Source organism: Streptomyces sp. NRRL F-6676 (genome assembly GCF_000725625.1).
Lineage (GTDB): Bacteria > Actinomycetota > Actinomycetes > Streptomycetales > Streptomycetaceae > Streptomyces.
The window spans coordinates 17,153-43,658 of record NZ_JOHS01000035.1 but is presented as its reverse complement, the minus strand read 5'-3'; the positions used below and the strand labels follow the sequence as shown (position 1 = coordinate 43,658).

Sequence of the window (26,506 nt, the reverse complement as noted above, 5' to 3'; positions counted from 1 at the left end):
CTCCGGTGGCCCGTGTTGCCCTGCCCGCCGTCGCATCCGGGCCGGCGGCCATTGTCAGACCCCTAAGTGGGCGGTTCGTGAGTCTTTGAGTGGTTCTGCTGTCGCCTGATGGTGTGGCGGCAGGGCGGAATCCGCCGGTCCACGGGTGCTGATCTGGTGATGTGACCGGGTGAGTGAACGCAAGCCGTACCCGAGTGACTTATCGGACGAGCAGTGGTCGTTGATCGAGCCGGTGATCACCGCGTGGAAGGACCGGCACCGCTCGGTCAGCGGCCACCAGGGCGCCTACGACATGCGGGAGATCGTGAACGCGATCCTCTACCAGGGGCGGACCGGCTGCCAGTGGGCCTACCTCCCACACGACCTGCCGCCCAAGAGCGCGACCTACTACTACTTCGCCGCATGGCGGGATGACGAAACCGATCAGGTCATCCACGAACTCCTGCGCTGCCAGGTCCGCGAACGCGCCCGCCGATTAGAGGACCCGACCCTGGTGGTCCTGGACACCCAGAGTGTCCACGTCGCCGCCGGGGTCCCCGCCACCACGAGCGGCCACGACCCGGCCAAGCGCGTGCCCGGCCGCAAACGCGGCCTGGCCGTGGACGTCCTCGGCCTGGTCATCGCGGTCGTCGTCCTCGCCGCGAACACCCACGACAACACCGCGGGCATCGTCCTGCTGGACCAGGTCGCCGAGCACGCCGGCGGCACCGTCCGCAAAGCCCTGGCCGACCAGGGCTTCAAGAACCAGGTCGTCGACCACGGCGCCAGCCTGGGCATCGACGTCGAGATCGTCGTACGCAACCCGCAGGTCAAGGGGTTCGTGCCGCAGCCGAAGCGGTGGAGGGTCGAGCAGACCTACGGCATCCTGATACTGCACCGGCGCCTGGTCCGCGACTACGAGCACCACCCCTCCTCCTCCGCCTCCCGCGTCTACTGGGCGATGACCCACGTCATGACCCGACGCCTCACCGGCGCGAACGCCCCCACCTGGCGCGAGACGCAGACGGCGGCAGCATGAACATCCAGCCCCTGCTCGACGCCCTGGACCTCCAGGAAGACGCCGCCCGCGCCCTGGCCGACGACCTCCGCGCACAGATCGACGACCTGCAGACCCGGCTGCGGGAGGCCGAGACCCACCTCGAACACCTCGCGATCACCCGCACAACTGTCACCGGCCTCGCCGACCGGCTCCCCGCCGGCCCGCCGGACCTGCCCGAGCACCCGGACTACCCCCGCATCCTCGACGCCTTCAACCACGCGACCGGACCATTACGGGCCAAGGACGTCTGCGAAGCCCTCGGCCACGAACTGCTGCCGAAGAACGTCGAAGGCACCCGCGCCAAGCTGAAACGCCTGGTCAAACTCGGGATCCTCACCGAGGCCGACACCGGCCACTTCACCAGGAAGCAATAACCGACGAACCTCCACCAGCGGCCTTGCTCCAACCTCAGCCAGAAACGGACATCGCCTTACGAACCGCCCACTAAGAGAGAATCACCCTCATGACGACTCTTCCCGCCGTTCAGGCGCAGTTTGCCGTGTCCAGCCGCACCCAGTACGAGGCTGCGATCGAGCGTCTGCGTGAAGCCTCTCAGGCGTATGAAAAGGGCGTCAGCGTCCTGGACGACGCCTCGTACGACCAGCTCCGGCGCTCCGTGCAGGCCTGGGAGCAGGCGAATCCCGGTGAAGTGTCCCCCGACTCCCCTATCGAGCTGGTCGCCGACGGCGCGGTACCGGGCGGCGACGTCGCACACACCACGCCTCTCCTGAGCCTGAACAACGCCTTCGACGCCGACGACCTGATGAAGTGGGGGGCGTCGCTCCAGAGCCGTCTGGGGCGCGCGCCGCAGGGCGGGTACGCCGTGGAGCCGAAGATCGACGGCGCCGCCGTGGCCGCTCGGTATCGTGACGGCCGTCTGGTACAGCTCATCACTCGCGGGAACGGCAGCCACGGCGAGGACGTCAGCCACGTCATCGGCCAGATCGACGGTCTTCCCGAGCAGCTGGCCGTGCCTGCCACCGTCGAGGTCCGCGGTGAGGTCGCCTTCACGCAGGAGCAGTTCGAGAAGGCGAACGAGGTCCGTGCCGCTCACAACGCGCAGGTCTTCGCCAACCCCCGCAACGGCACGTCGGGGACGCTGCGGGCTAAGGACCGTCCGTACCGGCTTCAGATGACGTTCTGGGCCTACGGCGCAGTCGAACTGGACGGCGTATCGTTCCTGCCCGCCGGAGCCACGCACGCCGAGACGCTGGCCGCTGTGGCCGCAGCCGGTATCCAGACGACCGCGGACTCCCCGGCCGGACTCCACGTCGTCGCCGACCTGGCCGCCGCCCAGGAGCGGGTTGACGCGATCGCCGCCATGCGTGCGGGCCTGCCCGTCGGGATCGACGGTGTGGTGATCAAGATGAACGATACGGCGGAGCAGGCCGTGGTCGGGGTCGGCACCCGTTTTCCTCACTGGGCCATCGCGTTCAAGCTTCCGGCGGTCGAACGGCACACCGTGCTGGAGGACGTCGTGTGGGAGACCGGGCGCACCGGGACCCTCGCGCCGACCGCGATTCTCGCTCCGGTAGAGATCGACGGCTCCACCGTCACCCGGGCCACGCTGCACAACCCCGCCGACATTCGCCGGCGCGACCTCCACATCGGTGACACCGTGACGGTCTACAAGGCCGGCGACATCATCCCGCGGGTGCAGGGGGCCGTGGTCCAGCTGCGTCCGGAGGGGGCCTTGGAGGTGCCGCTGCCGGAGGTTTGCCCGAACTGTGGCGGTGAGATCAACAAAGCGCAGGAGCGGTGGCGGTGCGCGAAGGGCACCGCGTGCGCGCTCCCGGCACTCATCGAGTACGCCGCGCAGCGCGAGATGCTCGACATCGACGGCCTCGGGAAGACCTACGTGGCGGCCCTGGTCGCGTCCGGCGACGTCAGCGACGTCGCCGATCTGTTCACCCTGACCGTCGAGCAGCTCACCAAGGCGGCCAAGAGCGCCAAGCGGGCCGCCAAACTCGCCGAGCAGATCGAGGCCGCCAAGGCCCTTCCGCTCAGCCGGGTCTTCTGCACACTGGGCGTGCTCGGCACCGGGCGCAGCATGTCCCGCCGCATCGCCCGGCACTTCGGAACCATGGAGGCCATCCGGCAGGCCGACGCGACCGCTCTGCAGGGCGTCGAGGGCATCGGCCCTGAGAAGGCCCCGGTCATCGTCGAGCAGGTCGCCGCCCTGGCACCCGTCATCGACAAGCTGATCGCCGCGGGCGTCAACATGACCGAGCCCCAGGAGGCGTCGGCGGCGGAGGGTGCAGGTCCGCTGGCGGGCAAGGTCGTGGTGGTCACCGGCAAGATGAGCGGACCGCTGGAGGCTTACGGACGGTCCGAGATGAACACCCTGATCGAGAAGGCCGGCGGCCGTCCGGGCAGCAGCGTAAGCACGAAGACATCCATCCTCGTCGCTGCCCCGTCAACTGGAGGCAAGCCGAGTTCGAAGGCAGTCAAGGCGGCCGAACTCGGCGTCACGGTCCTCACCCCCGAGGCCTTCGCCGAGCTGGTTGCCGACTTCCTGGCCTGACGCAAGGGACCGGGGCGGGCGTCGCACAGTAGGGGCGGCCCCGCCTCGCCGCCTGCGCGGCCCAGCGCACCGAACGGCCGAGCCAGGACACGTGCCCGCTGACCGGGTACCGGCCGGGCGAGGCTCCCACTCCGCGCGATGTTGCGTATTCCCGTTTCAATGTGTACTGTCATCTCATCGCCTGGTGCTCGGCACCCGCGACCTTCTCCCCAACTCCCCCGTGTCCAGGTAGGGATGGCATGCACTCGAACACGCCCGAGCTGTCGGACTCCGAACTTCTGGCGATCGCGGCCCGGGCCGCCAAGCGGGCCCCGAAGAAGCCCAACGATCTCCTGATCCTCACCCAGCTCCAGTTGGAGCTCTACCGAGAACTGCACGCATCAGTAGGTCAGTTGGTACGGCCGCCCGTCCCGGCCGAGATCTCACCGTCATCCTCGGCGCGGGTGCGAAGCGCCATCGACGGCATCCTCACCGAGGAAGAGGAGATGGCCGTCTTCCGGCAGATGTACGACCACCTGGCCCTCGCGGCAGGAGACCGCCAGGTGGCCGACCGGATGCTGGCGCTGTCCAGCGGCCAGCACGGTCCGGGCGGCTCGTTCCTCAAGCGCATGCTGCGGTTCGCGGTGGCCGACGCGTACGCGAACACGGTCCAGATGCTCGTCGTCGACTTCCTGAGAACTGCGGACAAGCAGACGATCCGCGCGGTGCTGGCCCAGCTCGCGGGCATGGAGTGGACGCTTGATCCGGACGACAGGCACCAGCGAATGACCCCGCCGGACTTCGTCGTGAACGACGCCGACGCCGAGATCCGCCGATTTCGCGAACTCGGCCTGATTCCCGGTGACGCCCACCCGGGCCGGAGTCTGGCACGCTCGGACGAAGCGACCTGGGAGGTCCCCGACCAGCACCGCATCCGAACCTGGCGGCGCCGGTACGTGGAGGCCCACAGGCAGAGTCTCGACTGGGCCCGGGCGAAGGCGGAGGAGTACCGCTGGGAGCGCGAGCGGCTTGCTCCCTACGGGCACCCGGACGGCCTGGAGGCGGCCGTCGTGTTGCAGCTCCGACAGGAAGCCGACCGGGCCGCCTCCGCCCGTCTCTTCCAGATCGACGATTCCCTCGGCCGGATGGCCTGGCGCCGCGTGATGCGGCGGGCGGAGAAGACGACGACCCCGTTCGATCCCGCCCACCTTCCGACCTCGCGCGGCATGCTGTTCCTCGACACTCCCCTCGCACTGCCCACCGGCCGCCGCATCGTCGGCTATGTGTGGGGCCCGTGGTCGCCCAGGGCCGAAGAAGGCTGGTGCATCGTGCGGCCGGACCAGTTCCTGGAGCCGGTGGACCCTCCGCACGACGACGCCCCCTGGACATGGGTCACTGCGCTGACGTGCGACCAGTCGCTGCTGAAGCTGCCGTTCTCGCCGTACGAGACCCTTCTCGCGCGCCCCGGCGACGTTCTGGACCCCGAGACCCGGCATCGCGACCCGGCCAACCCTGAGCGCTACCTGAGCGGCTCGGGCCGCCAGGGCTGCCAGGAACTGATGCTCCGCCACGTGCGGGCCCTGTGGGAGCTGCTGACCCAGCACAAGCGGTCCACAGTGCGGGTTCTCGCCCACCAGGTCCACCAGCTCAAGCCCAGCAAGCGCGATGCCGAACGGCGACGGGGCATCTCCGACTCCGGCCAGGTCGAGAACTGGTGGGTGGACCCGGACGCGGGCGAGCGCTACCAGGAGCAGCAGCCGCGCCAGCCGCGCGAGGGCGGAACCGGCCGCACGCTGGCCGTCCGCTACTGGCGGGATGAGCATGAGCGCCAGCAGTGCCCGAACTCTCACCAGCACGCCGCCCTTGAGGCGGTGAAGCCCGGCAGCTGCCCGCACTACGAGATCACCATCCCCGAGCACCCCGTCGGACCCGCCGACGCTCCGTGGTCCGACCGGCTGCGCCACGCCCGGCATCGCCCCTCGGCGCCCCGGCGCACCTCAGACACCTGACAGCCCCTGTGGCCGGGCGGCCCCTTCCCGCCCGGCCACAGGCCACGCGGTCTGCTGCATCAGGCCGACATCCCCATCGCCCTCAGCCGAGGAGTCTCAATGATGAAGTCAAGCCGCTTGCGTGACCGGCGGGGCGGAGGTGAAGACCCGTCCGTCACGCAGCAGGGCCCACAGCACGCTCGCCCGTCGCCGGGCCAGGGCGATGACGGCTTGGACGTGCTTGCAGCCCTCACCGCGCTTTTTGAGGTAGAAGTCCCGGTTCGGACCCTCGCGCATCATGCTGGTCTGCGCGGACATGTAGAGCACCCGTCGCAGGCGGCGGCTGTAGCGCTTGGGCCTGTGCAGGTTGCCGGTGCGGCGGCCGGAGTCGCGCGGGACCGGCACGAGCCCGGCCGCAGAGGCGAGGTGGCCGGCGTCCGCGTAGGCCGACAGGTCGCCGGCGGCAACTACGAACTCCGCCCCGAGTATCGGACCCATGCCGGGCAGGGACTCGATGATCTCGGCCTGTGGGTGGGCGCGGAACGTGTCGCGGATCTGTTGGTCGATCCGCTTCAGTCGGTCGTCCAGGGCCAGGATCTGGACCGCCAGGTCTGCGACGATCTGCGCGGCGACATCCTCGCCAGGCAGCGCGGTCTGCTGGGCCCGGGCAGCCTCCAGCGCGGTCGCGGCAACCGAATCAGCGCCCCGGACACTGCGGTTGGCGAGCCAGGCCGTCAGCCTCGCTCGTCCGCGGCGCCGGATCGCCGCCGGGGTCTGGTAGCCCGTCAGCAACACCAGCGCACCCTTGTGCGCCGAGTAGTCGAAAGCCCGCTCCAGTGCGGGGAAGACCCCGGTGAGCACGTCGCGGAGCCGGTTGATCATCCTCACCCGGTCAGCCACCAGATCGGAGCGGTGGGCGGTCAGCAGGGCCAGGTCGGCGGCCAGCTGGGCAGGCACGTCGATGGCGGCGAAGTCCCGACGGTGGCGGGCGGTCTCGGCGATCACGTAAGCGTCGCGGGCGTCTGTCTTGGCCTCGCCCCGGTAGGCGCCGGACATCCGGTTGACCGTGCGGCCGGGCACGTAGACGGCCCGCTGGCCGTGGGCTGCGAGCAGGGCCAGCAGCAGCGCGGAGGCCGTGCCGGAGATGTCCACCGCCCAGGACACCTCGTCGGCCAGGTCCAGGATCTCGCCCATGGCGGTCAGGATCGCCGTCTCATCGTTCTCGATCTTCTTCGACCACAAGGTCGCGCCGGTCTCATCGACCACCGCAGCCCAGTGGTGGCCTTTACCGGCATCGACACCGGCCCATACCCGGGCCTGTCGCTCGCTCACTCGCCCCTCCTCGTTCCGCACGGCTTGCCATCGGCCCGAGGAACACCCCGCTGTCATCTCCGTAATCAGCGACCGCACGAAGCGCGCACATCTCAATCAGCAGCCAGGGCGCCCCGGAGAACCGGGCGGCCACTCCTCGGAAGCCACTGAAGGCAAGAAGCCATAAGCCACACCCGGCCCTCCCGGGCCACCCAACAACTTACGGAGAGCCATGTCCGAAGAACTGCGTCCCCGCACCGTCCAGCACCGCCGCTGCCAGCCGCTGCACACCGTCTACGGGTTGGTGGCACTGCTGGCCGGCTGCGGCGTCCTGCTGGAGCAGCCCGTCATGTGGCTGTTCGTCGTCCCGCTCGCTGTCCTTGTCGTCGGAACCCGCCGGCTCGCCTGGAACCGGGCCTGTACCGCCCTCCGCAGGCGGGAGGAACGCAAGACCGCACCAGCACCCAGCTGGGTGTGGGGCGCTGCTGCGGCCGGTCTGGACGCCGCTCTCGTGGTAGGCGCCTTCGCCCTCTGCGCCGTGCTGCTGCTCGGCCACAGTGACGCTCTCGTCCTGCGCGGACGGGCAGCGGACTATCTGGTCCTCGGCGCAGGGGCGGTGTTCGCCGGCGCCCACGCGCTCGCTCACTGCATGTCCGCCCACGCCCGGGAGACAGAGGAGTCCGGGGCGTGACAAGTCCCTTCTGTCGCACTGTGCCGTCCGATCGCCCGGCACGCCCCTTCCCTCAAGCCCGCGGAGTGACCGCGGTGTTGCTTCACCCCGAACGGCTCGGCCGCGGCACCCCTGTTCCGCGTATGGTGCTCCCTGCGCGATGCCGGTCCCGGGCGCCGCCGGAGGCCGCGGAGCCGGCCCGCCCCCTGCGAAGGTCGAGCCGCCCGGCGCGTAAGAGATCTTCATGGTCCTCGGGCTGAGAGACGACCACGCCGGCGCGCTGGCGGACGCCGTCGCCACTCGGGTGGGCCGGCGGATCGACACCTTCCACGCTGAGTCGGAGGGACGCGGCAGGGCCGCGCGAGCGCAAGTCGAAGGCGGTGACTGCTGAGATGCCCCACGCCGCTCGTTGCCTATTCATGTTTCAATGTGTAATGTGATTGAACGTCGGGTCCGGAGGTAAGCCCCAGACCCGGACCACGTCCCTTCCCCTCCTCCAGCCCAGGAGACGACTGTGCCCACCCGTGTCGTGACCCGCACCCCCGACCGCCGCGTGCCCAGCCAGCGCGGCCTCCAGACCCGCCAGAAGCTGATGGACGCGACGATCGAACTTCTTGCCACGAAGTCCTACCGCGACATCAAGGTGCTGGACATCGCCCAGGCGGTAGGCACGTCGCCCGCGACGTTCTACCAGTACTTCCCCGACATTGAGGGCGTCGTCCTCGAAGCGTCCCGGCTCCTGGTCAAGGAGACGAACGCGGCACTGGACAGCTTCGAGGACGGCTCCTGGTCCTCGGACGGGCTGTCCGGCGCCACCCGGCTCGTCGACGCCGTACTCGACGGCTGGAGCGATTACCTCCCCCTCATGCGTGTACTGACCGCCGTCGCGGCCGAGCGGGACCCCCGCTTCGTCAAGGCGTACTTCGCGGCCACCAGGCCCATCGTCAGGGCCCTGACGGCGGCCACGCCCAACGCCGAGGGCAAGGAACTGGTCCACGCCCTCGTGTCCAGCCTGACCGGCGCCGCCGGACACGAGAACGCCGGAAGCCTCCAGGGGCTGTCCAAGCGCCAGCGTCGCCGGGGCCTCGCCCGCCTCGTCCACGCCGCCGTGACCACGGCCGACGCCTAGGCCTCCCGCTTCACCACCAGCCCGGCCGCAACCCCAGGGGGAACACCTTGATCCAGCCAGCCTCTCTCGCTATCGGCTTCGCGCTCGGCGTCCTGCTCCGCGCCCTTGCACTGCGCATCCGGCCGCGCAGCCCGCAGGTCCCCCTCTCGGTCGCCTCGCCGAGCCCCGAACTCGTCACCGCACTGTCTCTGGCCGTCGCCGAGCGGTACCCGAACCTCGGAGGGTTCGACTACGCCACCGTCAGCGTCTTCGAGCACAACTCACCGGAGAACACGGTGCACCTCTACCCCGCACGCGGGCCCCACAGGGGCGCCATACGCCTGGACCCGAGCGACCCGAGCAGCCCCAGCGGCAAGGCCGCCCGACTGCTGGCCGAGATGAACCTGCCCCAGGTCGGCGTCCTGGTCATCCCCCTCAGCTCGCGCTGACCCGGATCTCGCCGCCCCCGCTCGACTCCGGGGCGGCGTCCGACCGGCCTGCCGTGGACGCCAGCCGCCCTCTCCCATCCCCGATCCCCGACCCGACAGCGAGGAACCGTGACCACCCCTTCCCGCCAGATGTTCAAGTACGGAGGCTGGGTGTTCGACATCGACCGGGCCATGCGCCTCCTGGAGGAGCACCCCCGCGCCGTCGAGCAGACCTCCGTGGCCGACTGGTCGGCGGCCTACCACTTGAGCCTGCTCAGGCCGGACTACAACGGCCCGTCCTGGTGCCCGATCTTCGGCCCGGACCAGTCTCACTTCGACGTCGAACACGCCATGGGCACCGACCTCGACCAGCCGGTGATCATCGCCACCCTGGAGTTCGACAGCGGCCCGGCTCGCCTGCTGATCGACGGAGTGCACCGCATGTACCGAGCGATGACCGAAGGACACCCGACGCTGCCCGCGCACGTCCTGACCATCACCGAGACCGCCAAGATCCGCCTCGACTGACGCCGCCCTCCACCCCTGGGAGTCCCGCATGACCTCCATCGGCACCGCCCGTCACTTCCAGCCCCACGGCACGCCTGGCCACGTGTGCCGCGACCACAACCGGGCAGTCCTGGCCCCGGCTGTCGCCGTTGAGGCCCTCCGCCAGGGCCTTGGGCCCGACCTGACCGACGCCCAGCTCGACCAGTGCGCGGTGATCGCCGAGCGCAACCCCCTGTCCGACACCTCCCGCGCCGCCGTCCGTACCGCGCTGGAGCCCGCGCTGTCCGTGCGCAACTCCCCGGCGACCGTGCACCATCAGCTGTTCAGCCTCCCGCCCGGACACCCTCTGCGGGTCCGCGTCGGCGACACCGAGTACTTCCTCGTCCCCATCCCCATCACGCTGTGAGACGCCGCCCAGCCCCGCTGGCGCCGAGGGAACGACTCCGAACACCGCCGAAGGCCGATACGGTCGGCGTTCAGGATTGGAGTTGCCGATGATCGCCACCAGCGCCGCCCCGTCGCTCGACGTACGAAACGCTCTGCGGAACGCAGGCCTGCGCCAGGCTGAGGACCACCCGGGGCTGCCCGTGGTGCCGGAGGTTGAGACGTGGGCCTCCAACGGAGAGATCATCATCAAGATCGGCGTGGCGCCCCATGAGCGCCTGGGTGCCGATGCCATCCCGGCGCGCGTTCACGATGCCCTCCTGGCATGCGGTTTCTTGCCTCAGCATGACGACCCGCCGCGATGACACTTCGGACAGCCGCTCACCAGCCGCTGTCCTGGCCTCAGGAGATGCCGTCGCCATCATCTGCACCCGCTAGCCATCGCGGCCGCCGTGAGGCGACCCGCTCAGCATGGGAACACCCAGGAACACCCCTGCCGTCCGATGACAGCGACCCGGGTCAGGAAGTTCGTCGGGGCTCGCAGGCACGTGACTGGCTGAATCGGACACCCCCCACAAACGCGCCCGGCCCCGGCCGGGCGCGTTTTGGCATGATCCCTCTCAACCGAGATCCGGTACCTGACGAGGGGGAACCATGTCTGTGCGCCTGCGCCACGCCCTTCCGGCCGTGCTCCTTGCCGGCACGGTCGTGATCTCCGGCTGCGCCGGCTCCGACAGCGGGCCCAAGGCCGACGGCAAGCCGACGAACAGCGCCCCGGGGCCCAGGCCGTCGCCTTCCACGGTGCTGCCGGACGGCATCGCCAAGCCGGGGACCGCCCTTCCGGTCGGCGATGGGGCATGGACGGTGACACTGCGGGGCTTCGAGCGCCTGCCCGCCGACACCGAGCTCGGCGTGCCGGCCGGCTCGAGCGCGTACAGGGCGCGGGTGACCGTGGCCAACCAGCGGGCGCAGGTCGCCACCGCGCCGCGGACCGCCGTCACCGCCCGTTACGGAGCTCTCGGGCGCACGGCTGTGGAGGCCACCGACAGTGGCGCTTCCTCTTCCACGGACGAGCCGCAGCAGGTGCGCCCCAACGGGTCCGTCGACAGGGACCTGAAGCTCGTGCTTCCCGACCAGGCCCAGGGCCTGCCGGTCACGGTGACCGTGGAAGCGACCGAGGAGGGGCTGGCCGAGCCGGAGCTGCTGTTCTTCGAGGGCGCCCTGCCGGGCAGCGCCGCCACCTCCCCGGCCCCGCAGACGCCGCCGCAGGGTGCGCCGGCCAGGCAGTCGGTCACACCGCTTGGGCAGTGGAACGGCAACGTGCGCGTGGGCAAGGTGACGGTGAGCGGCGAAGGGGCCTCGCGCGCTGCGAGCCTGGAGCTCAGCGTGGTCAACCGCTCCGGCGACCCGATGCCCGGCCTGGGCACCACGCTGCGCATCCTGACCGGCGAGGACCTGCGTCTGGCCGCCACCGCCCGTCCCGTGTACGGGTACCGTGACGCGGCGATCGCGCCGTTCCGCACCGCCACGCAGACCGTCTCCTTCACCGTCCCCGACGCGGCCGTCGGCGGCCCGGTGACGGTGGAGGCCGTCGACGCGGCCGGCTCCCGGGTCACCTTCGAAGGCGTCCTCGGACAGTGATGAGAAGGGGCTGGATGGTGCCGGCGCGAGCAGGACCGTCGTGCTACACCCGAGCCCGCGATTCAAGTGCTGGCCCGGTAGCGATGAGGACAACCCCGATCACATTGCGGAATTCTATGAGTTTGGCTAATCTCGCTTGCGAGGCCGCCCCCTGCACTTGCCGGCCAGCGCCTCTGGATCCGGCTTACGGAGCCGCGACGCGCGACCACTGCAGAACCCGGCGCCCCACATGGGCGGACCGGCATGACTCGCCGGCCCGGCTGGCCACGGACGGAGCGACATGATGCCCGCAGGCACCGATCGCACGTATACGAACTTCGACAAGATGGCGGAGCGGTACGGCGTGGACCGTACAACGTCCGCCAAGTGGTCCCGCGAGGAGGGGTTTCCCGACCTCCTCTTCACCGAGGGCCAGGGCGGCCTCCATGTCTACGACGCGGAAGATGTCGACGCCTGGGTTCGCGATCACCACTTCGGCTCGTGGTTCCGGTCTCGGCAAGGCAAGGACAACCCGCTGGATCTGCCCAAGGGCGGGCCCCGTGACCTCCTCTCTCTGCGCCAGATCGGCGAGCTTGAGGGACAGGCCCTGAACCGGCCTCCCACGTCGATCACCACCCTGCGTACCTACCTGTCCCCGTCCAAGAGAGTCCTCCCGCCGGCCGACAGAACGCCGGGCGACGGCCTGCAGCCGACGGTCTCGGAGCCAATGTGGTTCCGCGAGACCGCCTACACCTACATCTGCCGACCTCGCCGCACGCGCCGTACGACGCCTGTTGAGGCGAAGCAGCCGAGCGGGAGGAAGTCGGCGCCGAAGCAGCGGGCGGCCGGCGCCTTGCTCGACCTGGACCTGCCGGACGGCGCGGACACCGACCTGCTGACCCTGCAGGAGATCGGCGAGCTCGACGGGAAGGCGCGCGGGCGCGGCAAGGCCACCACCGTCGGTACGTTGAAGAACTACCAGTCGCAGGAGCTGCTGGCGAAAGCGGACCGGACGCCTGGCGACGGCCAGGAGCCAGCCGTCGATGAGCCCATGTGGTTCCGATCCACCGCCTACCGCTTCATCCGCCGGCCGGGACGCCTGGGAGCAGCGGCACGTGCTTCACGCGAGATCGTCGACGCCTCCGAGCCGCTGCGCGAGGACTTGAAGCTCCCGAAAGGGGCGGACAACGACCTGCTGACCTTGCAGCAGATCGGCGAGCTCGACGGGAAGGCGCGCGGGCGCGGCAAAGCCACCACCGTTTCGTCGATGCGGACGTACCTGTACAACGGACTGCTGGCGGAGGCGGACCGGACGCCTGGCGACGGCCAGGAGCCGGCCGTTGACGAGCCCATGTGGTTCCGGTCCACCGCCTACCGCTTCATCCGCCGGCCGGGACAACTCGGAGGATCCCGCAGATGACCCGCACTTCGATGCCCGGCCACCGCCGACCGTGGGCGGATGCGTCAGGAAGTGGAGCTGCGAGCTTCGGCACGCCTTGACGGACTTGTCCTCCACGGTGGGGTCGCAGGAACGACGGCAGTACGTCCTCGCCTTTCCGCGGCGCTGGGGGTCGAGGCGGTTCTCATCGGGCCCGACCCGGTGGTTGCCGACGAGGCAAGCACCGGCCCCACGGCCGCGGTGGCCACACCGGCATGAAGCCGGACCTCACCGGGCCGCTCGCGACGGCCGCCCCGCCTGGGTGACGCTGGACTGCGGCACCTGCGCCCCGTACTCGCCAGCCGGCCACGCACCAGCGTGGAATCGGCTCGCCGCGCTCTCCGTCGCATACCTGAATGTGCCTGGCGTCTCGCTGCGTAGCCAGCCCGGGAAGCGGATTGCGCAAAGCCCCGGCGCGACACGGCCGGGGAGCCGGTCACGCCGGGGCGCGAAAGCGTTTGTCCGGGCGGGTTACGCCGCTGTCGGGGCGCGCCGGACGCCGCCACGGCGGCCCAGTCCATGTGCGGTCCGGTAGACGTCGGGCATGTCGAGTTCCCCAGTGGTACGGCGGTCCAGCACGCCTGCGTCGACCAGTTCCTCCAGCAGAAACGGGTAGCTGGTCGGGTGACGCGGTCCGGTCCGGGAGCGGCTGGCATCCGCCACGGCCCGTCGTGTCATCTCCTGGAGCCGGTCAGCCAGACCGATGTTCGCCCACAGCTCGAAGACGTCCTCCTCCCGCATCGGGAGCTGCTGCCCGGCCAGCGGTTCCAGGGCCAGCCGGGCCCACGGCAGCGACTGGTGGAGTTCCTCGGCCCGCGCACCACAGCTCACGCCGTGACGGAGATCGTCGTAGTGCAGCGGACGGTCGTGCCCGGAGTGGCTGCGGCTGGTGTTCTCCAGCGCGGCAGCCAGGGCGGCGAGGAAGGGGCGCGGGGTGATGGTGCCCAGGGCGTCCTGGAGGTAGCAGGACAGGTAGTTGTAGGTGAAGCCGTTGCGGGCGTTCACGCCCATGTATCTGCCGACGAGGGTGGTGAAGACCTCTTCCTGCGCCTTTCGGTCCCGGCTGAGTTCGTCGGGAGCGAGGAACCGGCCGTCGGCGTCCTGCTGCCAGGTGGGCCAGGCCGCCCGGAAGGCGGCCGCCTCGGCACTGGGGTGGTTGCCCAGAACGTGGAAGAGCAGTCCGAACAGGTCGGCCCTGTCGAATCGGTGGAGGTAATGAGTCCTGCTCCATGACAGTTCAGCGGCCCGCGCGGTGAGAAATGCGCGGTCGGCGCGCGGGACACCATTCAAAGCGCCGTCCAGCATGTCCGGGCGGATGAAGACCTTCGCCCGCAGCCGGGTGGTGCGCCGGGACAGGGTGGCGGCGAGGTTGAGCACACCGGAGGCGAGGTGTTCGGCTACGGTGCGGTCGGGGTGGAACTGGTCGAGAGAATCGAACAGGACGATGCGGACGGTGTCGGCGGTGCGCGCGGACGCCTCGATCTCGGCCAGAGAGCGGTCGGTGGCCCCGGGGTTGCGAACCAGCCAGTCGACGCGTTCGGTCCACGTGGCCAGGGTGGCGAGGTCAGGCACGCCGAGGGCCGTCAGGGCGACCGTGGTCCACAGGGTGGTCGGCTGGACGCCCCACGCGGTCAGAGCCCGCAGTTCCCCGGATGACGGCTGGAAGGTATCCGGCCGGGCACCGAAACCGGTGGCCGCTTCGGTCCGTTCCAGACGGGGCAGGCGGTACTCCCGGGCGGCAACCGCGCGCAGCTTGGGGTCGGTCAGGGCCCGGGCCCAGAAGGTCTTGCCCTCCCCCACCGCTCCGCGGACCACGGTGCTGTTCGCGTACAGGGCGGCCCGGTGGGCGTCCGGGGTGTACATCATCGGGATGGGGAGCGTGAGGGCGTCCGTGGCATGGGCTGCGGACAGTGCGTCGTGCAACAGCGTCCGGTATTCCGCGACGGAGAGTGTGCGAGACATCTTGTCCTTCCATTGCCGCTGCGCGGCTCAACTTGCGCGGCTTGCAGCGATGTTGCGGGATGCGGCCCAGTAGGGCGTACCGCAAACATACGCACACTCATAGAGTTAAGCAACTCCCGGCGGCGCAGCCGATCCAGCCGCGGGGGCGCATCCTGCAAGAGATTGCTTAATTCTATGAGTCTCGGTAGTCTTTGAGCCCCGCCGGGGCCCCAGAGCCCAGGCGGGCCCGGACCGCGCGGGCACCGAAGCGTCTACCACCCGGTCCCGAACGCGCACGTCGAGCACCACACTCACCGGCTCCCGCCCGTCGAGACCGGCACCCGCGGCGGGACCGGACATCGCCAACTCCCCTGCCTTCGCTCGCCATGCATTCGTCCGCGATCCGTCGCTGGGCCCCATGTCTGTCGAGCCGTCCCTCAGCCACAAGGAGAAGAATCCGTGGAACCCGAGTTCAGTGTCGGAGACCGCATCAAGGTCGTCCTGTGCACCGACGAGCACGACCCCTATTCCGCCGGAGCGACCGGCACCGTCACCCACTGGAACCCCCACCCGCTGGTCCGTCAGCTCAGCATCGCATGGGACGCCCCGCACGCCCACCGTCGGCTGATGCTCACCCTCGTCGGCGACGGCGACCGCGTCGCCCGCCTCTGACCGGCTGCCGGGCGGCCCCGGCCGCCCGGCAGCGCCTCAGCCCCGCCTCCAACACTGCGAGAACCGACTCACCATGTTCCGAAGCACCATCGCTACCGCCGCCGGCCTCCGCGCCGAGATCGACTTCGAGTCCGAATACGTCCTCCACGTCCGCGAGGACGGCGTCTGGACACGCCCCAAGAACGCCGAGCACCGCACACTGCACGGCATCGACGTCTGGCACGCCATCCGACGCTCCCCCCACTACGGGGCCAACGTCCACGTCTTCGAATCCGGCGTCCTCATCCTCGCCAGCTCCACCGCGGCGCTGCGGTTCATCCCGGCCGGCACCTACGAGGAGTACTTCTGCTCGGGGGAGGACTGCGACGACTACAGCGCCGACGGCGAAGGCTGGGAAGGCCTGTGCGGCAACTGTGCCGACCGCGCGTACGCCGTCGAGTGCGCAGGGGAGGAGGACTCGGACCTCAATGCCGCTCCGCTTACGCCGTCCCAGCCCGCCGTACTTCCGACAACGTCCTGACCCCGTCCGTACACCATTACCTGGAGACCTTGGTGACCTCTTCGCCCAAGCCGCTGCCGGATCAGTGGACGATCAATCTCCACCCCGTCGCCAACCTGACCATCCTCACCCTCCTCGACGATGCCGGAGTCCAGCGCGAGATCGGCTTCTCTCCCCTTACCCCGCCGGGCACGACCGACCGCACCGTGGGCGCGCTGTCGGAGATTGCCGATCCCGGACTGCGCGCCAGCGCACAGAAGTTGATCAGCACCTTCTACGAGCGCACTGCGCGGGCCCAGGCGAACGCCGACGCCTTCGGCGCGGCCGTTCCCGACCAGCGGCACCTCTTCGACCGGCTGCGCTCCGTCGTCCCCGGCTGTCTGATCGAACTCGACGTAGACGACGAGACGCTGGCGGTCATCCTCAAGATGACCGCCACAGGCTCGGCGGCAGGGGCTCTGCTCTCCTTGGTAGCCCGCTGGCCCGGCTCCATCACCGCGGACGGACAGGCCGACGGCATCACCCAGGACTTGGACGGTGGTGACCTGACCATGCGGCTCGACCAGGCACACGCCGAGGACTTCCTCACCTGGTTCCGCAGCCAGCCGTGAACTGCAAGGCGGAAGCCGATTACGACGGTCAGATACTCACCAGCGTCTTCACCGCGTCCACCAAGTAGTCAGCCAAGCAATGAGCCGCCGCGGCACTGCTGGAAGCGGTCAGCAGACCCTGAAGCGCCGAGGCCAGGCTGCACACGGGCAGAAATTTCGGACCGAGTGTCACACCGTCAGCCAGCGCCGCACCTGTAGCAGGTGAACGGTGTTTCCTCCGACACGAACAGGACTCTCTGCCCATGGCCCCTCGCATCTCGGCCGCCGCCCTCGTGCTCGCCGGCGCGCTCGCTGCCTCCGCCTGCGGCCCACTGCCCGCTCCCGGCTCTGCGGCTGAAGCCGCACCCGCTCACGGACCAGTCGCGGCTGGAGACGGAACGGCGCTGACCCAGCTGAACAACCTGACGGTCCGAAAGCGCGTCCCCCTCGCCGGCTACAGCCGCGACGCCTTCGGACCGGCATGGAGCGATGAGGGCACCGTCGAGATGTCGGGAAACTCGTGCCCCACGCGTCAGGACGTCCTGGCCCGCGACCTGGACGACGTCGCAAGGGCCGAGGACGGCTGCACCGTGCTTTCCGGCGTTCTCCACGACCGGTACACGGGCCGGACGATCAACTTCAAGCGCGGCCCCCGCACATCCATGGCCGTGCAGATCGACCACATCGTGCCCCTGGCGCTCGGATGGCGATCGGGGGCCCGGGAGCTGACTGCCGAGCAAAGGCTGAATTATGCGAACGACCCGGATAATTTGATTGCGACCGATGGTCCGACGAACGCGGGCAAGGGGGCCAAGGACGCCGCCGCGTGGATGCCCCCGCAGGCCGAGGCCCACTGCTGGTACGCGACCGCGCAGGTCCGCGTGAAGACCAAGTACCGCCTGTCGGTCACGCCGGCGGAGAAGACGGCCCTGCGCGCCGCGCTGGAATCCTGCCCGGCCGAGGCGGGCCCGCGATGAGGCCGTCCGCACAGCCGCTGCCCTTCGATGCGGACCGAGACCGGTGGACCCACGCCGTCCGGGAAGCAGCCCGGCTTCACCACGCCGTGCGCGCCGAGCTGGCTGGCAGGCTCTCGGCCCCGGCCGCCGTTCGGGCCGCCATGGAGGCGCTGCTGCTGATACGGGAGCGGACCCGGGGTGGGTGGCTGCGCTGGGACGTCTTCGGACCGCACCCGGGGGGTGTGCTGCGCGAGGCGGGCGTCTTCGACCCGGGGCAGCACCGGCTGGGGCGCTGGGCGTGTCGGACCGTGTGGGGGCGCCGTGCTCCCCTGCACATCTGGACGCTGGGAGGCCTCGAGCTTCCCCGCCCCCTCCCGGTCGGTCGGACCGCGCTGTTCACCGTGGTCGCCTTCGCCGCTCTGGGCCCGGCGGCCTCCCTGCTGCCGGCGACAATCGGTCTCCTCGCGGCCGGCGCGGTCGGTTTGGCCGCGGCCGTCGGACTGCCGGCGGCCGTCCGGCGCCTCACCCGGCATCGCGTGCGCGTGGTCGAGTCGGAGGAGGCGTACGCGGCGGTCTTCTTCCGGCTGCTGGCCGACGAGCAGCGCTTGCGCATGCTTGCCGAGCGCAGCGGGCGCTACGAGCTGACGCGCGCGGCGGCGGCGTTGCCGCGGCTGGTGTGGGACACGGCCGGGCTGGTGCCGCTGGCGGCGAACGACGTGGAAGCCCGTGAACTTCTTCTCGGATACGCCCAGTCGCTCGCGCTCCTGGTCGACCAGGCCGTCGAAGTCGAGCGGCAGGAGGAAGCGGTGGAGTCGGCGATCCGCGAAGACGGCGCGGCCGCCGCGCCGGTCAGGCCCGCGCTGCCCGAAGGGCTGCTGCCCCAACATCTGCTGGATGAAGTGCGGCTGGAGCTGGAGGAGCTGGGAGAGGGGCTGCGCCATGCCCGGGAAGTTTTGGGTGGGGCTCACGACGACGGAACTCGGCATGCGACGAGCGGAGAGAGCAATGCGTGAGCACGAGCGGACCGGTCGACGTGTTTCCTGGCGGAAGGCGAATCCGGAGGCCTATGCCGAGCTGAAGCGCACCTGGGGGGTGATCGGGCACAGCAGTGTCCTGATGGTGCTCAGCCTGAGCCTGATCGGTACGTCGCTGACGTTGGGCTACCTGCACTGGCCGGGGTGGCTGGAGACGTCCGCGCGCCTGGGCGCCAGCACGGCGGCGGTCGGCTGCGCAGCTGTCGGTCTGTGGCGGCTGGTGCGTGCCCTGTTCCGTTCGGTGAGGGCGGTCGTCCGCACGCGCCGGCGCGACGCTGAGGGCAAGGCTCAGGGGGAGACCGTCGAGGAGTCCGTTGAGTGCGCCGCCACAGCGGCGGGGTCGCCCTGAACGGGAAGAGGATGTCGTGTTCCGGTTCGAGAGCTTCGCGGTCGGGTTCGTCATCGGTGCCGTGGCTTGGTGCGTGCCGTACGTGCGTGGCCTGGGTCGGCGCGGGGTCACCAGGGGGCTCGTTCTCTGGCGTCGCAGACGGCTTCCCACTCGGCGAAGGTGAGGCACTGCTCGGCGGTGCGTGCGCGGCGGGCCCGGTCTGCCTGTGCGAGGGAGGCAAGGATCCTGTCGCGGATGACGAAGCCGGGCGGATCGGGTTCCGGCTCGACGGGCGGCGACACCCTGGTGAGGCGGGCACGGACCGCGGCCATGGCCGCCAGGAAGGCCGCGTTGGGCGGGACTGCGGAAGCCGTGTCCTCGCGGCTGTCGGGGTCGGCAGCGCGCTTGTTCCGGCCCTCGGTCTCGCTCCAGCGGGCCATGATCAAGCTGGCTGGGGAGGCCGGCCGTCGGGGCACGCGCCAGACCGACAGGTCGGCGGCGATGTCAGCTGCGGAAAGGCCGGTGGCGATCCAGGGGCGCAGGGCGAAGGCGAGGCGGCGCAGGCCCTCGCCCTGGGTCCAGGGCACCCGGGGGCGTACCCAGGCGGCGACCGAGACGGCGTGGGCGGCCTGGTCTGGGCTGGCCTGGTAGGGCTCCGGGATCTCGTGCCGGCTGCGGGGGCGCGGCCGCGCTCCGCGGGGCGCGCTGGTGTTGTTCTTCTTCCCTCTCATCTCAGCTGTAGGACGTGGGTGGTTGGTCTTACAGGAAGGGGTGTCACGGCATCGCGTCGGGCGGGCGCGGCGACGGGCGTCGGCGATGGCCAGCTGCCGTCCGTGTTCGGTGAACCCGATGTGCCGGGCGTGGTAGCCGTGGCCGCTGACACGGTGGCCGAGGGCGTCGTCCCAGGCACGGGGGACGACGGCGGCGTAGATGGTGGCGGTGCCTGCCCACTCGCCGCTTCCGGCAGGCCGGGTGTTGGTCCGGGTTCCGTGGACAGCCCAGACGAGCAGGCCGAGCTCGCGCAGGACGGCGATGTGCCGCTCCAAGGTGCGTCGGCTGATACCCAGGCGACGCCACATCGCGTCGCGGCAGTAGGCGACGTGCCCGTCCGCGTTCAGGCGGGCGGCGAGATCGCGGGCGACGCGCAGCGTGGTGTCGCCGGCCTTGGGGTGCAGGCGATGGGTAATGGCCCAGGTGGCCGCGCGCAGGAAGTCCCCGCGCCGGGTACGTCGGGACGCGGTCGTGTCGACCTCCTGGTCTGCATGCTCATAGACGAGGTCGAATCGGTTGTTCAGGGATATTCGGTTTTCTCCGCGCGTAGGGCACGGCGGAGCGGCGGCTGCGTGGACCGGCGCGTGGGCATGCTGCATCATGGGCAGGGCACGCCCTCCTAATCCCCATGTACGGACGGTCCGGGCCGGTAGAGAAGCACCCGGGCTGTTCGAACAGCAGGGTCCGTCATGCCTGGGCCAATCCCGGCCTGTACGCCTTCCCATAGAGCGGCAGGCGGCCCTGACGATGGTGGCGGCCGGACGGGCATCGAGATGATGTCTACTCACAGCCCGGCCCCTGAGGCCTTCTATGAGACCGAGCACGTCTCGGTGTCTCTCCGGCCGCCACCATCGTCCAGTGGTGGTGGTCGCGCGGGTGCCGAGAAGGCACCTACACGCTCCCCAGCCGGTTCGGCCTCGTGACAGAGCGGTGCTGCTCGGCACCTCCGCGACCACCACCACGCCCTTCACGCGATGGGTGCTGGCGTCCGCCGGCGCTGGACGGACGCTTGACGTCCCTCCCGGTGTAAGACGCCTACCGAAAGATCGGCGCCGTCCAGCGTCGCCGGACGTCAACACCCTCCGGAAGATCACTCGTTGGTGTTGGTGGGACGAGCCCACCGCACGGTGACCTCTCACGAACCCCGAGCCGTTTCGAGCTCCCGGTAAGACCGAGGCCCGTGGGGTGCGCTGGTGCCACGAACTGCTACTGAGGTGGCGGACCGGCCTCGCGCCGAGTCCTGGGATTAGGGAGCTGCGTGGCCCGCTTGCGCTCGTGACCAGCGCAGACTGCACATGGGGAGGAACATCTTGATCTACTGCGGCATCGACTGGGCCGAACGTACTCACGACGTCGCCCTGGTCGACGACAGCGGCCAGCTACTGGCCAAACGGCACATCACCGACGACTCCGCCGGCTACAAGATCCTGCTGGATCTGCTCGTCGAGTACGGCGACACCGAGGAGAACCCGATCCCCGTGGCGATCGAGACCTCCCGCGGCCTGCTCGTGTCCGTACTGCGGACCGGCAAGCGCCAGGTCTTCGCGATCAACCCCATGGCCGCGGCCCGCTACCGCGACCGGCACTCCGTCTCGCGCAAGAAGTCCGACCCCGGCGACGCCCTCGTCCTGGCCAACATTCTCCGCACCGACATGGCGATGCACCGGCCGCTGCCCAACGACAGCGACCTGGGCCGCGCGATCGCCGTTCTGGCACGGGCTCAGCAGGACTCTCTCTGGAACCGGCAGCAGCTCGCCAACCAGCTGCGTTCCCTCCTGAGGGAGTACTACCCGTCCGCGCTGGCAGCCTTCGAGCCCTGGCGCAACGGCCTGTGCCGGCCCGAGGCCCGGGAGATCCTTCGGACGGCACCGACACCGACCCGCGCGGCGAAGCTGACACGCACCCAGCTGGCCGCCGCACTCAAGCGAGCCGGCCGCAAGCGCGGCATCGAGGAGGAGGCCGACCGGCTCCGTGACGTCTTCCGCGCCGACTGGGCCCACCAGCCGCCGCTGGTCGAGGAGGCGCTGGGCAAGCAGATGCTCGCCCTCCTGGTCCAGCTTGAGGCAGCCTGCACCGCCGCCGACGATCTCGCCGAGGCGGTGGAAGAAGCTTTCCCTCAGCACCCGGACGCCGAGATTCTGCTGAGCTTCCCGGGGCTCGGCGTCCAGCTGGGAGCCCGGGTGCTGGCAGAGGTCGGTGACGACAGGACCCGCTTCGCGGACGCCCGAGGACTGAAGGCCTACGCTGGCGCCTCGCCCATCACCAGGGCCTCCGGGAAGAAGTCGAGCATCACCCGCAGGCGGATCAAGAACGACCGGCTCAACCATGCGGGCTACCTCTGGGCCTTCGCCTCCATCACCGCCTCACCCGGCGCCAAGGCCCACTACCGACGCCGCCGCGACGAACACGGCGACTGGCACGCGGCCGCCCAGAGGAACCTCTTCAACCGCATGCTCGGCCAGCTCTACTACTGCCTCCGGCACCGCACCCTGTTCGATGAACAGACCGCGTTCCCCGTCGAACTCGCCGCTGTTGCTTGACGCGTTGAGCGCCTGAGGTGTCTTTCGGGCATGCGCGAGCCCCTCTTCGGTGGGGCTGGGTTCTTCGGGAACCAAGGTGATCCGCCCTGGCAGGGGCGGTGTTGCCCGGTCTTCGGACCGGGTTCTTCACCGGGCGGGCTGGACACTCGCCGGGTGGTGGCAGAGATGCGGCGCGCAGGCCGAGGTGCTGGACACACCAGGGTTTGCTGCCGCGGGGCAGCCCACGGGGGACTGCCTGCTGTCAGGTCATGCGCTCATGGGGCTCCAAGGTGGCGGGCGGTCGCGGTGGTCAGTGGCCCATGCCGGCGCCGCCGTCGACGGGCACCACGGCGCCGGTGATGTAGGCGGCTTGCTCGGAGGCGAGGAAGGCGACGGTCGCGGCGATCTCCTCGGGGCGGGCGAGGCGGCCGAGGGGGATCTGGGTCTTGAGGTTCTCGAGCTGCTCCGCGGTCAACTGCTCGCTCATGGACGTCTCGGTGAGGCCGGGGGCGACGACGTTGAAGGTGATGCCGCGGGAGCCGAGTTCGCGGGCCATGGAGCGGGCGAAGCCGACGAGGCCGGCCTTGGAGGCGGCGTAGTTGGCCTGGCCGCTCTCGCCGCGCAGGGCGACGGCGGAGGAGATGAAGACGACGCGGCCCTTCTTCGCGCGGAGCATGCCGCGGGAGGCGCGCTTGGTGACGCGGAAGGCGCCGGTGAGGTTGGTGTCGAGGACGGAGGTGAAGTCGTCCTCACTCATGCGCATCAGGAGCTGGTCCCTGGTGATGCCGGCGTTCGCGATGAGGACCTCGACGGGGCCGTGCTGCGCCTCGACCTCCTTGAAGGCGGCGTCGACCTGGTCGGTGTCGGTGATGTCGCAGCGGACGGCGAGCAGACCCTCGGGGGGCTCGCCCGAACGGTAGGTGACGGCGACGCGGTCGCCGGACTCCGCGAGGTGACGGGCGATGGCGAGGCCTATGCCGCGGTTGCCGCCGGTGACCAGGACTGAACGGGACACGGGATGGCGCCTTTCTGTAGTGCTTTGCGGGTATCTGTCGTGAATTAACTGGCCCGGCGAGTGCCGGAACGGGTGAGGTGTCCACTCATCGCCGCGGCGGTGTCCATGACGGCGGTCACGTAGCGGGCTCGGGTGGCGGCCCGGCGCATGGGCACCTCCTTGGCCAGTAGCGCGACGGATCCGGCGACGGCCGAGCCGTACCAAATGGGCGCCGCGATCATGGTGCGACCCGCCAGCGGGGACGGACCGATGGCGTGACCTTCCTCACGGATCTGTGCGACGTCGATCTTGTTACCGCCGACGGAGCCGAGACAGGCGAAGATCGCCAGGCCGGCGGCGTCATCCTCCAGGGGCGCAGATTCAAGAGAGCGCAAGGCGGTCTGAGGCGAAGTAAGGACCTCGTCAGCGTGTGGCCCGTATGCCCGTTCCGCGCAGATCCTCATCGGAGTGCCGATCAGGTGGGGTCGGTAAACAAATGCGAGCTGGCCGGTTCGCGACTGTAGTGTGACGATCTCGGCCCTCACAGCAGGAGAGGGCGGGCCAGCCTGGAGGGGCTGGGCGGGTGTCGACGAGGGGGGACCGTGCAGCGCGTCAGTCAGCGCGTAGCCAGCGCGCGGCCCAAGCTGCTCCACGGCGCCCTCCCGCATCAAGGCCTGCAGATACCGGTGGGCAGTCGCCGCGGGAAGGTCCGCGGACTCGGCGACCGCGGCCAGGGGATGTTCACCCGGCCCAAGGCTGATCAGTGCTCTGAGCACCGCCATGGTGCGTCCCACGGCTCCACCGACGCCGCCGGCGCGGTCGGGCGGGGTGGCAACAGGCTGCAGCAACGCGAACTCCCCCTCGCGGTTGTGGAGGACCCTCGCGTCTCCCACAACGCGGATGCGATCCAATGGCCGATTCTTCCCGGCCAAGATCTCGCCCACCAGGCTCTGAATTTTCCGGTCCCTGAATTTCAGGAGCGCGCACTTCCGGTATATCGCGTGCTTGGTACGGGGATGGCACCACGGGGAAGGGTTGAAAGTTGAATCAGAAGGAGGCCTTGCAGCAGCTGCTGCAATGGAAGCGGGGACAGATAGACCCGGTCGAGCTCGGCTGGCCCAAGCGCGTCGGCCGGGGTCGGCGCTCGCGCGGACTGTCGCAGGCGCAGGTGGCGCAGGCGCTGTTCGTGACCGAGAGGACCTACGCCGAGTTCGAGCGCGGGAACACACCCCAGCCGAGCACCGAGTTCCTCGACAACGTGGCCACGGTACTCAAGATGAATGAGCGCGAGAGGAACGTGCTCTACGTCTACGCGCTCGGCTACGAGCCCCCGTTCCCCATGGATCCGTGCGCGGGGACGAACGTCGACCCGGCATGGCAGCTGGCCGTAAACGGCGTCTCCGGGCAGCCCTGCTACATCAACGACGTCGCCTGGAACGTGCTGGCGGCAAACGACGACTTCAAGCGGATGTTCCCGCAGGTCGAGGGCAAGGCCCCGGAACTGCCCGAGCGCAACCTGATCCGGTGGATGCTCCTACGGGAGGACGCGCGCGAGCACCACCTGGTCGACTGGGACACGCGATGGGCCCCACAGGTCGCGGCCCAGCTGCGCACGGCGGTCGCCGCGCACCCAGAGAACGAAGATCTCCAGCTGCTCGACAAAGAGGTCAACGACGACCCGGTGGCGGGGCCCATCTACCGTGACCACAGCCTCGCGTACATCCACCCCGACGGCGACGCCCGGCCGATGCGGCACGCCGGCTACACGCCGCCGCGCGACGGCGAGGACCACCGCAGCCGCTGCTGCGAGCGCCACGCACCGTCTCAGCTGGGCACGGTCACCATGTGCGCCGCCCAGCCGTTCGGCAGCCCGGGCGCCCGGTTCTTCCTCCTGCCGTTCGCACCCCACCACTGAGGTCGCGCCCGCGGCTGCCCTGGCGGAGGGATTTCCTCGGGGCGGCCGCGGCACGCACAATGCATGCCCATGGCAACCACTGACCTGAAGCAGATCGCCCCCGGCGTCTTCGCCTGGCAGCCGGGAAACAAGGCGACCTGGGGCATGGCCAACTGCGGTCTCGTCGTCTCCGGGGGCCAGGCCCTCGTCATCGACACGCCCTACACCCCCGCCCTGACCGACGCCTTCCTCACTGCAGCCCGCACGGCCGCAGGGCCGGATGCCCTACTGGACCGGGTCGCCGTCACCCACGCCAATGGCGACCACACCTGGGGCCTCCAGCAGCTGCCCGGCGCCGACATCTTCGCCACTCGCGCCGCTCTTGAGCACCAGTGCCTCGAGCCGAAGCCTCAGCAGCTTCAGGCACTCATCCACGACACCGACCCCGGCCAACCGCTCGGCTGGTACTTCCGGGAGCACTTCGGCAACTTCGACTTCACCGGCATACAGGTACTGCCGCCGACCACGACGTTCACCGGACGCCACGACCTCACGGTCGGCCAGATGCCCGTCGAGCTCCACGAGGTCGGTCCCGCCCATACGGTCGGCGACCTCATCGTCCATCTGCCCCAGCAGCGCGTGGTCTTCGCCGGCGACATCGTCTTCGCGGGAGACCACCCCTCGCACTGGGCCGGTCCGCTGGAACACGTCTCCGCCGCCTGCGCCCGGATCCTGGACCTCGACCCCGAGTGGATCGTCCCCGGCCACGGCCCGCTCATGACCCCGGCCGGCCTCCAGGACTACGTGGCCTACCTCGACGACCTCGCGGACCAGGCCTACGTGATGCACGGCCAGGGCCGGACCGCCGTCGAGGCGGCACGCATCCTGATCAAGGAGGACCGCTACCCTGGCCTCGGTCTCCCCGAGCGGCTCGCCATCACCCTCAGCACCGAGTACCGCCACCTCGACCAGGACTCCACCGCCCCGGACCTGCTAGAGCTGATGAATCACGCGGCACACATCGCCTGGGACCGCTCCTCCACCGGCCCGACCACGCTCTGAGCCCTGCCCGGCAGCCGCACCTCGCCTATTCCGGCAGGTGAAACAGCGCGGCCCCAGCGTTCCGGTCATTGAAATATGAACCGCTTGCGCGGCGTGCGGGCTTGCACTGCGCTCCCCGGGGCCGGTCAACTACCGACGTCGGCGCGCCGTGCACGCACGGGGGAGCGCCGCCCAGGCACCGAGGGCCCTCCCACGCCCGTTGACGTGCGCGGTCGAGCAGCACGCGTTGCTGGACTCGATTCCGGATGCC

Annotated in this window: 26 protein-coding genes; 21 read left to right on the top strand and 5 right to left on the bottom strand. The window is 70.0% G+C overall.

Translation table 11 applies throughout. From position 1 onward, the window contains the following. Positions 1–169 precede the first annotated feature (169 nt). From IO29_RS21230 to IO29_RS21215, 4 genes are all read left to right on the top strand, one after another. On the top strand, positions 170–1,018 hold the full coding sequence (locus tag IO29_RS21230; RefSeq protein WP_030380982.1) for an IS5 family transposase: 849 nt from the start codon (positions 170–172) through the stop codon (positions 1,016–1,018). After that, the gene (locus IO29_RS21225; RefSeq protein WP_030380983.1) at positions 1,015–1,413 is read left to right on the top strand and encodes a hypothetical protein; all 399 of its coding nucleotides are present in this window, start codon (positions 1,015–1,017) and stop codon (positions 1,411–1,413) included. Before IO29_RS21230 ends, IO29_RS21225 begins: the two co-directional genes overlap by 4 nt. An 89-nt stretch (positions 1,414–1,502) precedes the next feature. Further along, positions 1,503–3,563, top strand: a complete 2,061-nt coding sequence (gene ligA, locus IO29_RS21220) for an NAD-dependent DNA ligase LigA (RefSeq protein WP_030380984.1) — start codon at positions 1,503–1,505, stop codon at positions 3,561–3,563. A gap of 239 nt (positions 3,564–3,802) precedes the next feature. Continuing rightward, the gene (locus IO29_RS21215) at positions 3,803–5,551 is read left to right on the top strand and encodes a hypothetical protein (protein WP_030380985.1); all 1,749 of its coding nucleotides are present in this window, start codon (positions 3,803–3,805) and stop codon (positions 5,549–5,551) included. 108 nt (positions 5,552–5,659) lie between these two features. Here IO29_RS21215 and IO29_RS21210 read toward each other — a convergent pair whose 3' ends face one another. Continuing rightward, on the bottom strand, positions 5,660–6,862 hold the full coding sequence (locus tag IO29_RS21210) for an IS110 family RNA-guided transposase (RefSeq protein WP_030380986.1): 1,203 nt from the start codon (positions 6,860–6,862) through the stop codon (positions 5,660–5,662). Positions 6,863–7,073: 211 nt separating this feature from the next. Between IO29_RS21210 and IO29_RS21205 the strand changes: the two genes are divergently transcribed. The 8 genes from IO29_RS21205 (at position 7,074) to IO29_RS21170 (ending at position 12,978) form a co-directional block, all read left to right on the top strand. After that, entirely contained in the window at positions 7,074–7,532 is a 459-nt protein-coding gene (locus IO29_RS21205) for a hypothetical protein (RefSeq protein WP_030380987.1), read from the top strand. A gap of 493 nt (positions 7,533–8,025) precedes the next feature. After that, positions 8,026–8,640, top strand: a complete 615-nt coding sequence (locus IO29_RS21200) for a TetR/AcrR family transcriptional regulator (protein ID WP_030380988.1) — start codon at positions 8,026–8,028, stop codon at positions 8,638–8,640. Positions 8,641–8,687: 47 nt separating this feature from the next. Beyond that, complete coding sequence (locus tag IO29_RS21195; protein ID WP_030380989.1) at positions 8,688–9,068, top strand: hypothetical protein; 381 nt, start codon at positions 8,688–8,690, stop codon at positions 9,066–9,068. 108 nt (positions 9,069–9,176) lie between these two features. Next, a complete protein-coding gene (locus IO29_RS21190; RefSeq protein WP_158709360.1) occupies positions 9,177–9,575 on the top strand; it encodes a hypothetical protein in 399 nt (132 codons plus the stop codon). 28 nt (positions 9,576–9,603) lie between these two features. Next, the gene (locus tag IO29_RS21185; RefSeq protein WP_030380991.1) at positions 9,604–9,960 is read left to right on the top strand and encodes a hypothetical protein; all 357 of its coding nucleotides are present in this window, start codon (positions 9,604–9,606) and stop codon (positions 9,958–9,960) included. An 88-nt stretch (positions 9,961–10,048) separates the two neighbouring features. After that, positions 10,049–10,303: a hypothetical protein gene (locus IO29_RS21180; protein WP_030380992.1), complete on the top strand. Its 255-nt coding sequence runs from the start codon at positions 10,049–10,051 to the stop codon at positions 10,301–10,303. 289 nt (positions 10,304–10,592) lie between these two features. After that, positions 10,593–11,579, top strand: coding sequence for a hypothetical protein (locus tag IO29_RS21175; protein ID WP_030380993.1), 987 nt, complete (start codon positions 10,593–10,595; stop codon positions 11,577–11,579). A 280-nt stretch (positions 11,580–11,859) separates the two neighbouring features. Next, a complete protein-coding gene (locus tag IO29_RS21170; protein ID WP_030380994.1) occupies positions 11,860–12,978 on the top strand; it encodes a hypothetical protein in 1,119 nt (372 codons plus the stop codon). Positions 12,979–13,467: 489 nt separating this feature from the next. Here IO29_RS21170 and IO29_RS21165 read toward each other — a convergent pair whose 3' ends face one another. Continuing rightward, complete coding sequence (locus IO29_RS21165) at positions 13,468–14,958, bottom strand: hypothetical protein (protein ID WP_030380995.1); 1,491 nt, start codon at positions 14,956–14,958, stop codon at positions 13,468–13,470. A 438-nt stretch (positions 14,959–15,396) separates the two neighbouring features. Between IO29_RS21165 and IO29_RS21160 the strand changes: the two genes are divergently transcribed. The 6 genes from IO29_RS21160 to IO29_RS21140 all read left to right on the top strand — a co-directional run bounded on the left by IO29_RS21160 (position 15,397) and on the right by IO29_RS21140 (position 19,037). Then, positions 15,397–15,609: a hypothetical protein gene (locus IO29_RS21160; protein WP_030380996.1), complete on the top strand. Its 213-nt coding sequence runs from the start codon at positions 15,397–15,399 to the stop codon at positions 15,607–15,609. 73 nt (positions 15,610–15,682) lie between these two features. Further along, on the top strand, positions 15,683–16,129 hold the full coding sequence (locus tag IO29_RS21155; RefSeq protein WP_030380997.1) for a hypothetical protein: 447 nt from the start codon (positions 15,683–15,685) through the stop codon (positions 16,127–16,129). Between the two features lie 32 nt (positions 16,130–16,161). Further along, entirely contained in the window at positions 16,162–16,719 is a 558-nt protein-coding gene (locus IO29_RS21150; protein ID WP_030380998.1) for a hypothetical protein, read from the top strand. A gap of 242 nt (positions 16,720–16,961) precedes the next feature. Continuing rightward, entirely contained in the window at positions 16,962–17,675 is a 714-nt protein-coding gene (locus IO29_RS21145) for an HNH endonuclease family protein (protein ID WP_030380999.1), read from the top strand. Beyond that, on the top strand, positions 17,672–18,667 hold the full coding sequence (locus tag IO29_RS39010) for a hypothetical protein (protein ID WP_051707807.1): 996 nt from the start codon (positions 17,672–17,674) through the stop codon (positions 18,665–18,667). The genes IO29_RS21145 and IO29_RS39010 overlap by 4 nt, the downstream gene beginning before the upstream one ends. Further along, positions 18,660–19,037, top strand: a complete 378-nt coding sequence (locus IO29_RS21140; RefSeq protein ID WP_051707808.1) for a hypothetical protein — start codon at positions 18,660–18,662, stop codon at positions 19,035–19,037. Before IO29_RS39010 ends, IO29_RS21140 begins: the two co-directional genes overlap by 8 nt. 107 nt (positions 19,038–19,144) lie before the next feature. Here IO29_RS21140 and IO29_RS35625 read toward each other — a convergent pair whose 3' ends face one another. Then, positions 19,145–20,389, bottom strand: a complete 1,245-nt coding sequence (locus IO29_RS35625) for a helix-turn-helix domain-containing protein (protein ID WP_030381000.1) — start codon at positions 20,387–20,389, stop codon at positions 19,145–19,147. Positions 20,390–21,082: 693 nt separating this feature from the next. Between IO29_RS35625 and IO29_RS21130 the strand changes: the two genes are divergently transcribed. Further along, positions 21,083–22,327, top strand: coding sequence for an IS110 family RNA-guided transposase (locus IO29_RS21130; protein WP_051707809.1), 1,245 nt, complete (start codon positions 21,083–21,085; stop codon positions 22,325–22,327). 289 nt (positions 22,328–22,616) lie between these two features. On the opposite strand, the gene IO29_RS21125 is transcribed toward IO29_RS21130, so the two are convergent. Together IO29_RS21125 and IO29_RS21120 are read right to left on the bottom strand one after the other, a co-directional pair. Further along, positions 22,617–23,321, bottom strand: a complete 705-nt coding sequence (locus IO29_RS21125) for a beta-ketoacyl-ACP reductase (RefSeq protein ID WP_030381002.1) — start codon at positions 23,319–23,321, stop codon at positions 22,617–22,619. A 44-nt stretch (positions 23,322–23,365) separates the two neighbouring features. Beyond that, a complete protein-coding gene (locus IO29_RS21120) occupies positions 23,366–24,244 on the bottom strand; it encodes a helix-turn-helix domain-containing protein (protein WP_234307581.1) in 879 nt (292 codons plus the stop codon). Between the two features lie 98 nt (positions 24,245–24,342). On the opposite strand from IO29_RS21120, the gene IO29_RS21115 reads away from it, so the two are divergent. Together IO29_RS21115 and IO29_RS21110 are read left to right on the top strand one after the other, a co-directional pair. Then, positions 24,343–25,215 carry an MmyB family transcriptional regulator gene (locus IO29_RS21115; RefSeq protein ID WP_030381004.1) on the top strand — a complete coding sequence of 291 codons (873 nt, stop codon included), beginning with the start codon at positions 24,343–24,345 and terminating at the stop codon, positions 25,213–25,215. Between the two features lie 69 nt (positions 25,216–25,284). Then, positions 25,285–26,256, top strand: a complete 972-nt coding sequence (locus IO29_RS21110) for an MBL fold metallo-hydrolase (protein ID WP_033226118.1) — start codon at positions 25,285–25,287, stop codon at positions 26,254–26,256. The last annotated feature ends 250 nt before the right edge of the window (positions 26,257–26,506 follow it).

Bases quoted from the DNA above. Each gene is read 5' to 3' on its own strand.
- IO29_RS39010 (WP_051707807.1), top strand. From the start codon at position 17,672: ATGAGGCCGTCCGCACAGCCGCTGCCCTTCGATGCGGACCGAGACCGG.
- IO29_RS21215 (WP_030380985.1), top strand. From the start codon at position 3,803: ATGCACTCGAACACGCCCGAGCTGTCGGACTCCGAACTTCTGGCGATC.
- IO29_RS21175 (WP_030380993.1), top strand. From the start codon at position 10,593: ATGTCTGTGCGCCTGCGCCACGCCCTTCCGGCCGTGCTCCTTGCCGGC.
- IO29_RS21180 (WP_030380992.1), top strand. From the start codon at position 10,049: ATGATCGCCACCAGCGCCGCCCCGTCGCTCGACGTACGAAACGCTCTG.
- IO29_RS21185 (WP_030380991.1), top strand. From the start codon at position 9,604: ATGACCTCCATCGGCACCGCCCGTCACTTCCAGCCCCACGGCACGCCT.
- IO29_RS21155 (WP_030380997.1), top strand. From the start codon at position 15,683: ATGTTCCGAAGCACCATCGCTACCGCCGCCGGCCTCCGCGCCGAGATC.
- IO29_RS35625 (WP_030381000.1), bottom strand. From the start codon at position 20,389: ATGATGCAGCATGCCCACGCGCCGGTCCACGCAGCCGCCGCTCCGCCG.
- IO29_RS21145 (WP_030380999.1), top strand. From the start codon at position 16,962: ATGGCCCCTCGCATCTCGGCCGCCGCCCTCGTGCTCGCCGGCGCGCTC.
- ligA (WP_030380984.1), top strand. From the start codon at position 1,503: ATGACGACTCTTCCCGCCGTTCAGGCGCAGTTTGCCGTGTCCAGCCGC.
- IO29_RS21165 (WP_030380995.1), bottom strand. From the start codon at position 14,958: ATGTCTCGCACACTCTCCGTCGCGGAATACCGGACGCTGTTGCACGAC.
- IO29_RS21110 (WP_033226118.1), top strand. From the start codon at position 25,285: ATGGCAACCACTGACCTGAAGCAGATCGCCCCCGGCGTCTTCGCCTGG.
- IO29_RS21130 (WP_051707809.1), top strand. From the start codon at position 21,083: ATGGGGAGGAACATCTTGATCTACTGCGGCATCGACTGGGCCGAACGT.
- IO29_RS21170 (WP_030380994.1), top strand. From the start codon at position 11,860: ATGATGCCCGCAGGCACCGATCGCACGTATACGAACTTCGACAAGATG.
- IO29_RS21205 (WP_030380987.1), top strand. From the start codon at position 7,074: ATGTCCGAAGAACTGCGTCCCCGCACCGTCCAGCACCGCCGCTGCCAG.
- IO29_RS21225 (WP_030380983.1), top strand. From the start codon at position 1,015: ATGAACATCCAGCCCCTGCTCGACGCCCTGGACCTCCAGGAAGACGCC.
- IO29_RS21140 (WP_051707808.1), top strand. From the start codon at position 18,660: ATGCGTGAGCACGAGCGGACCGGTCGACGTGTTTCCTGGCGGAAGGCG.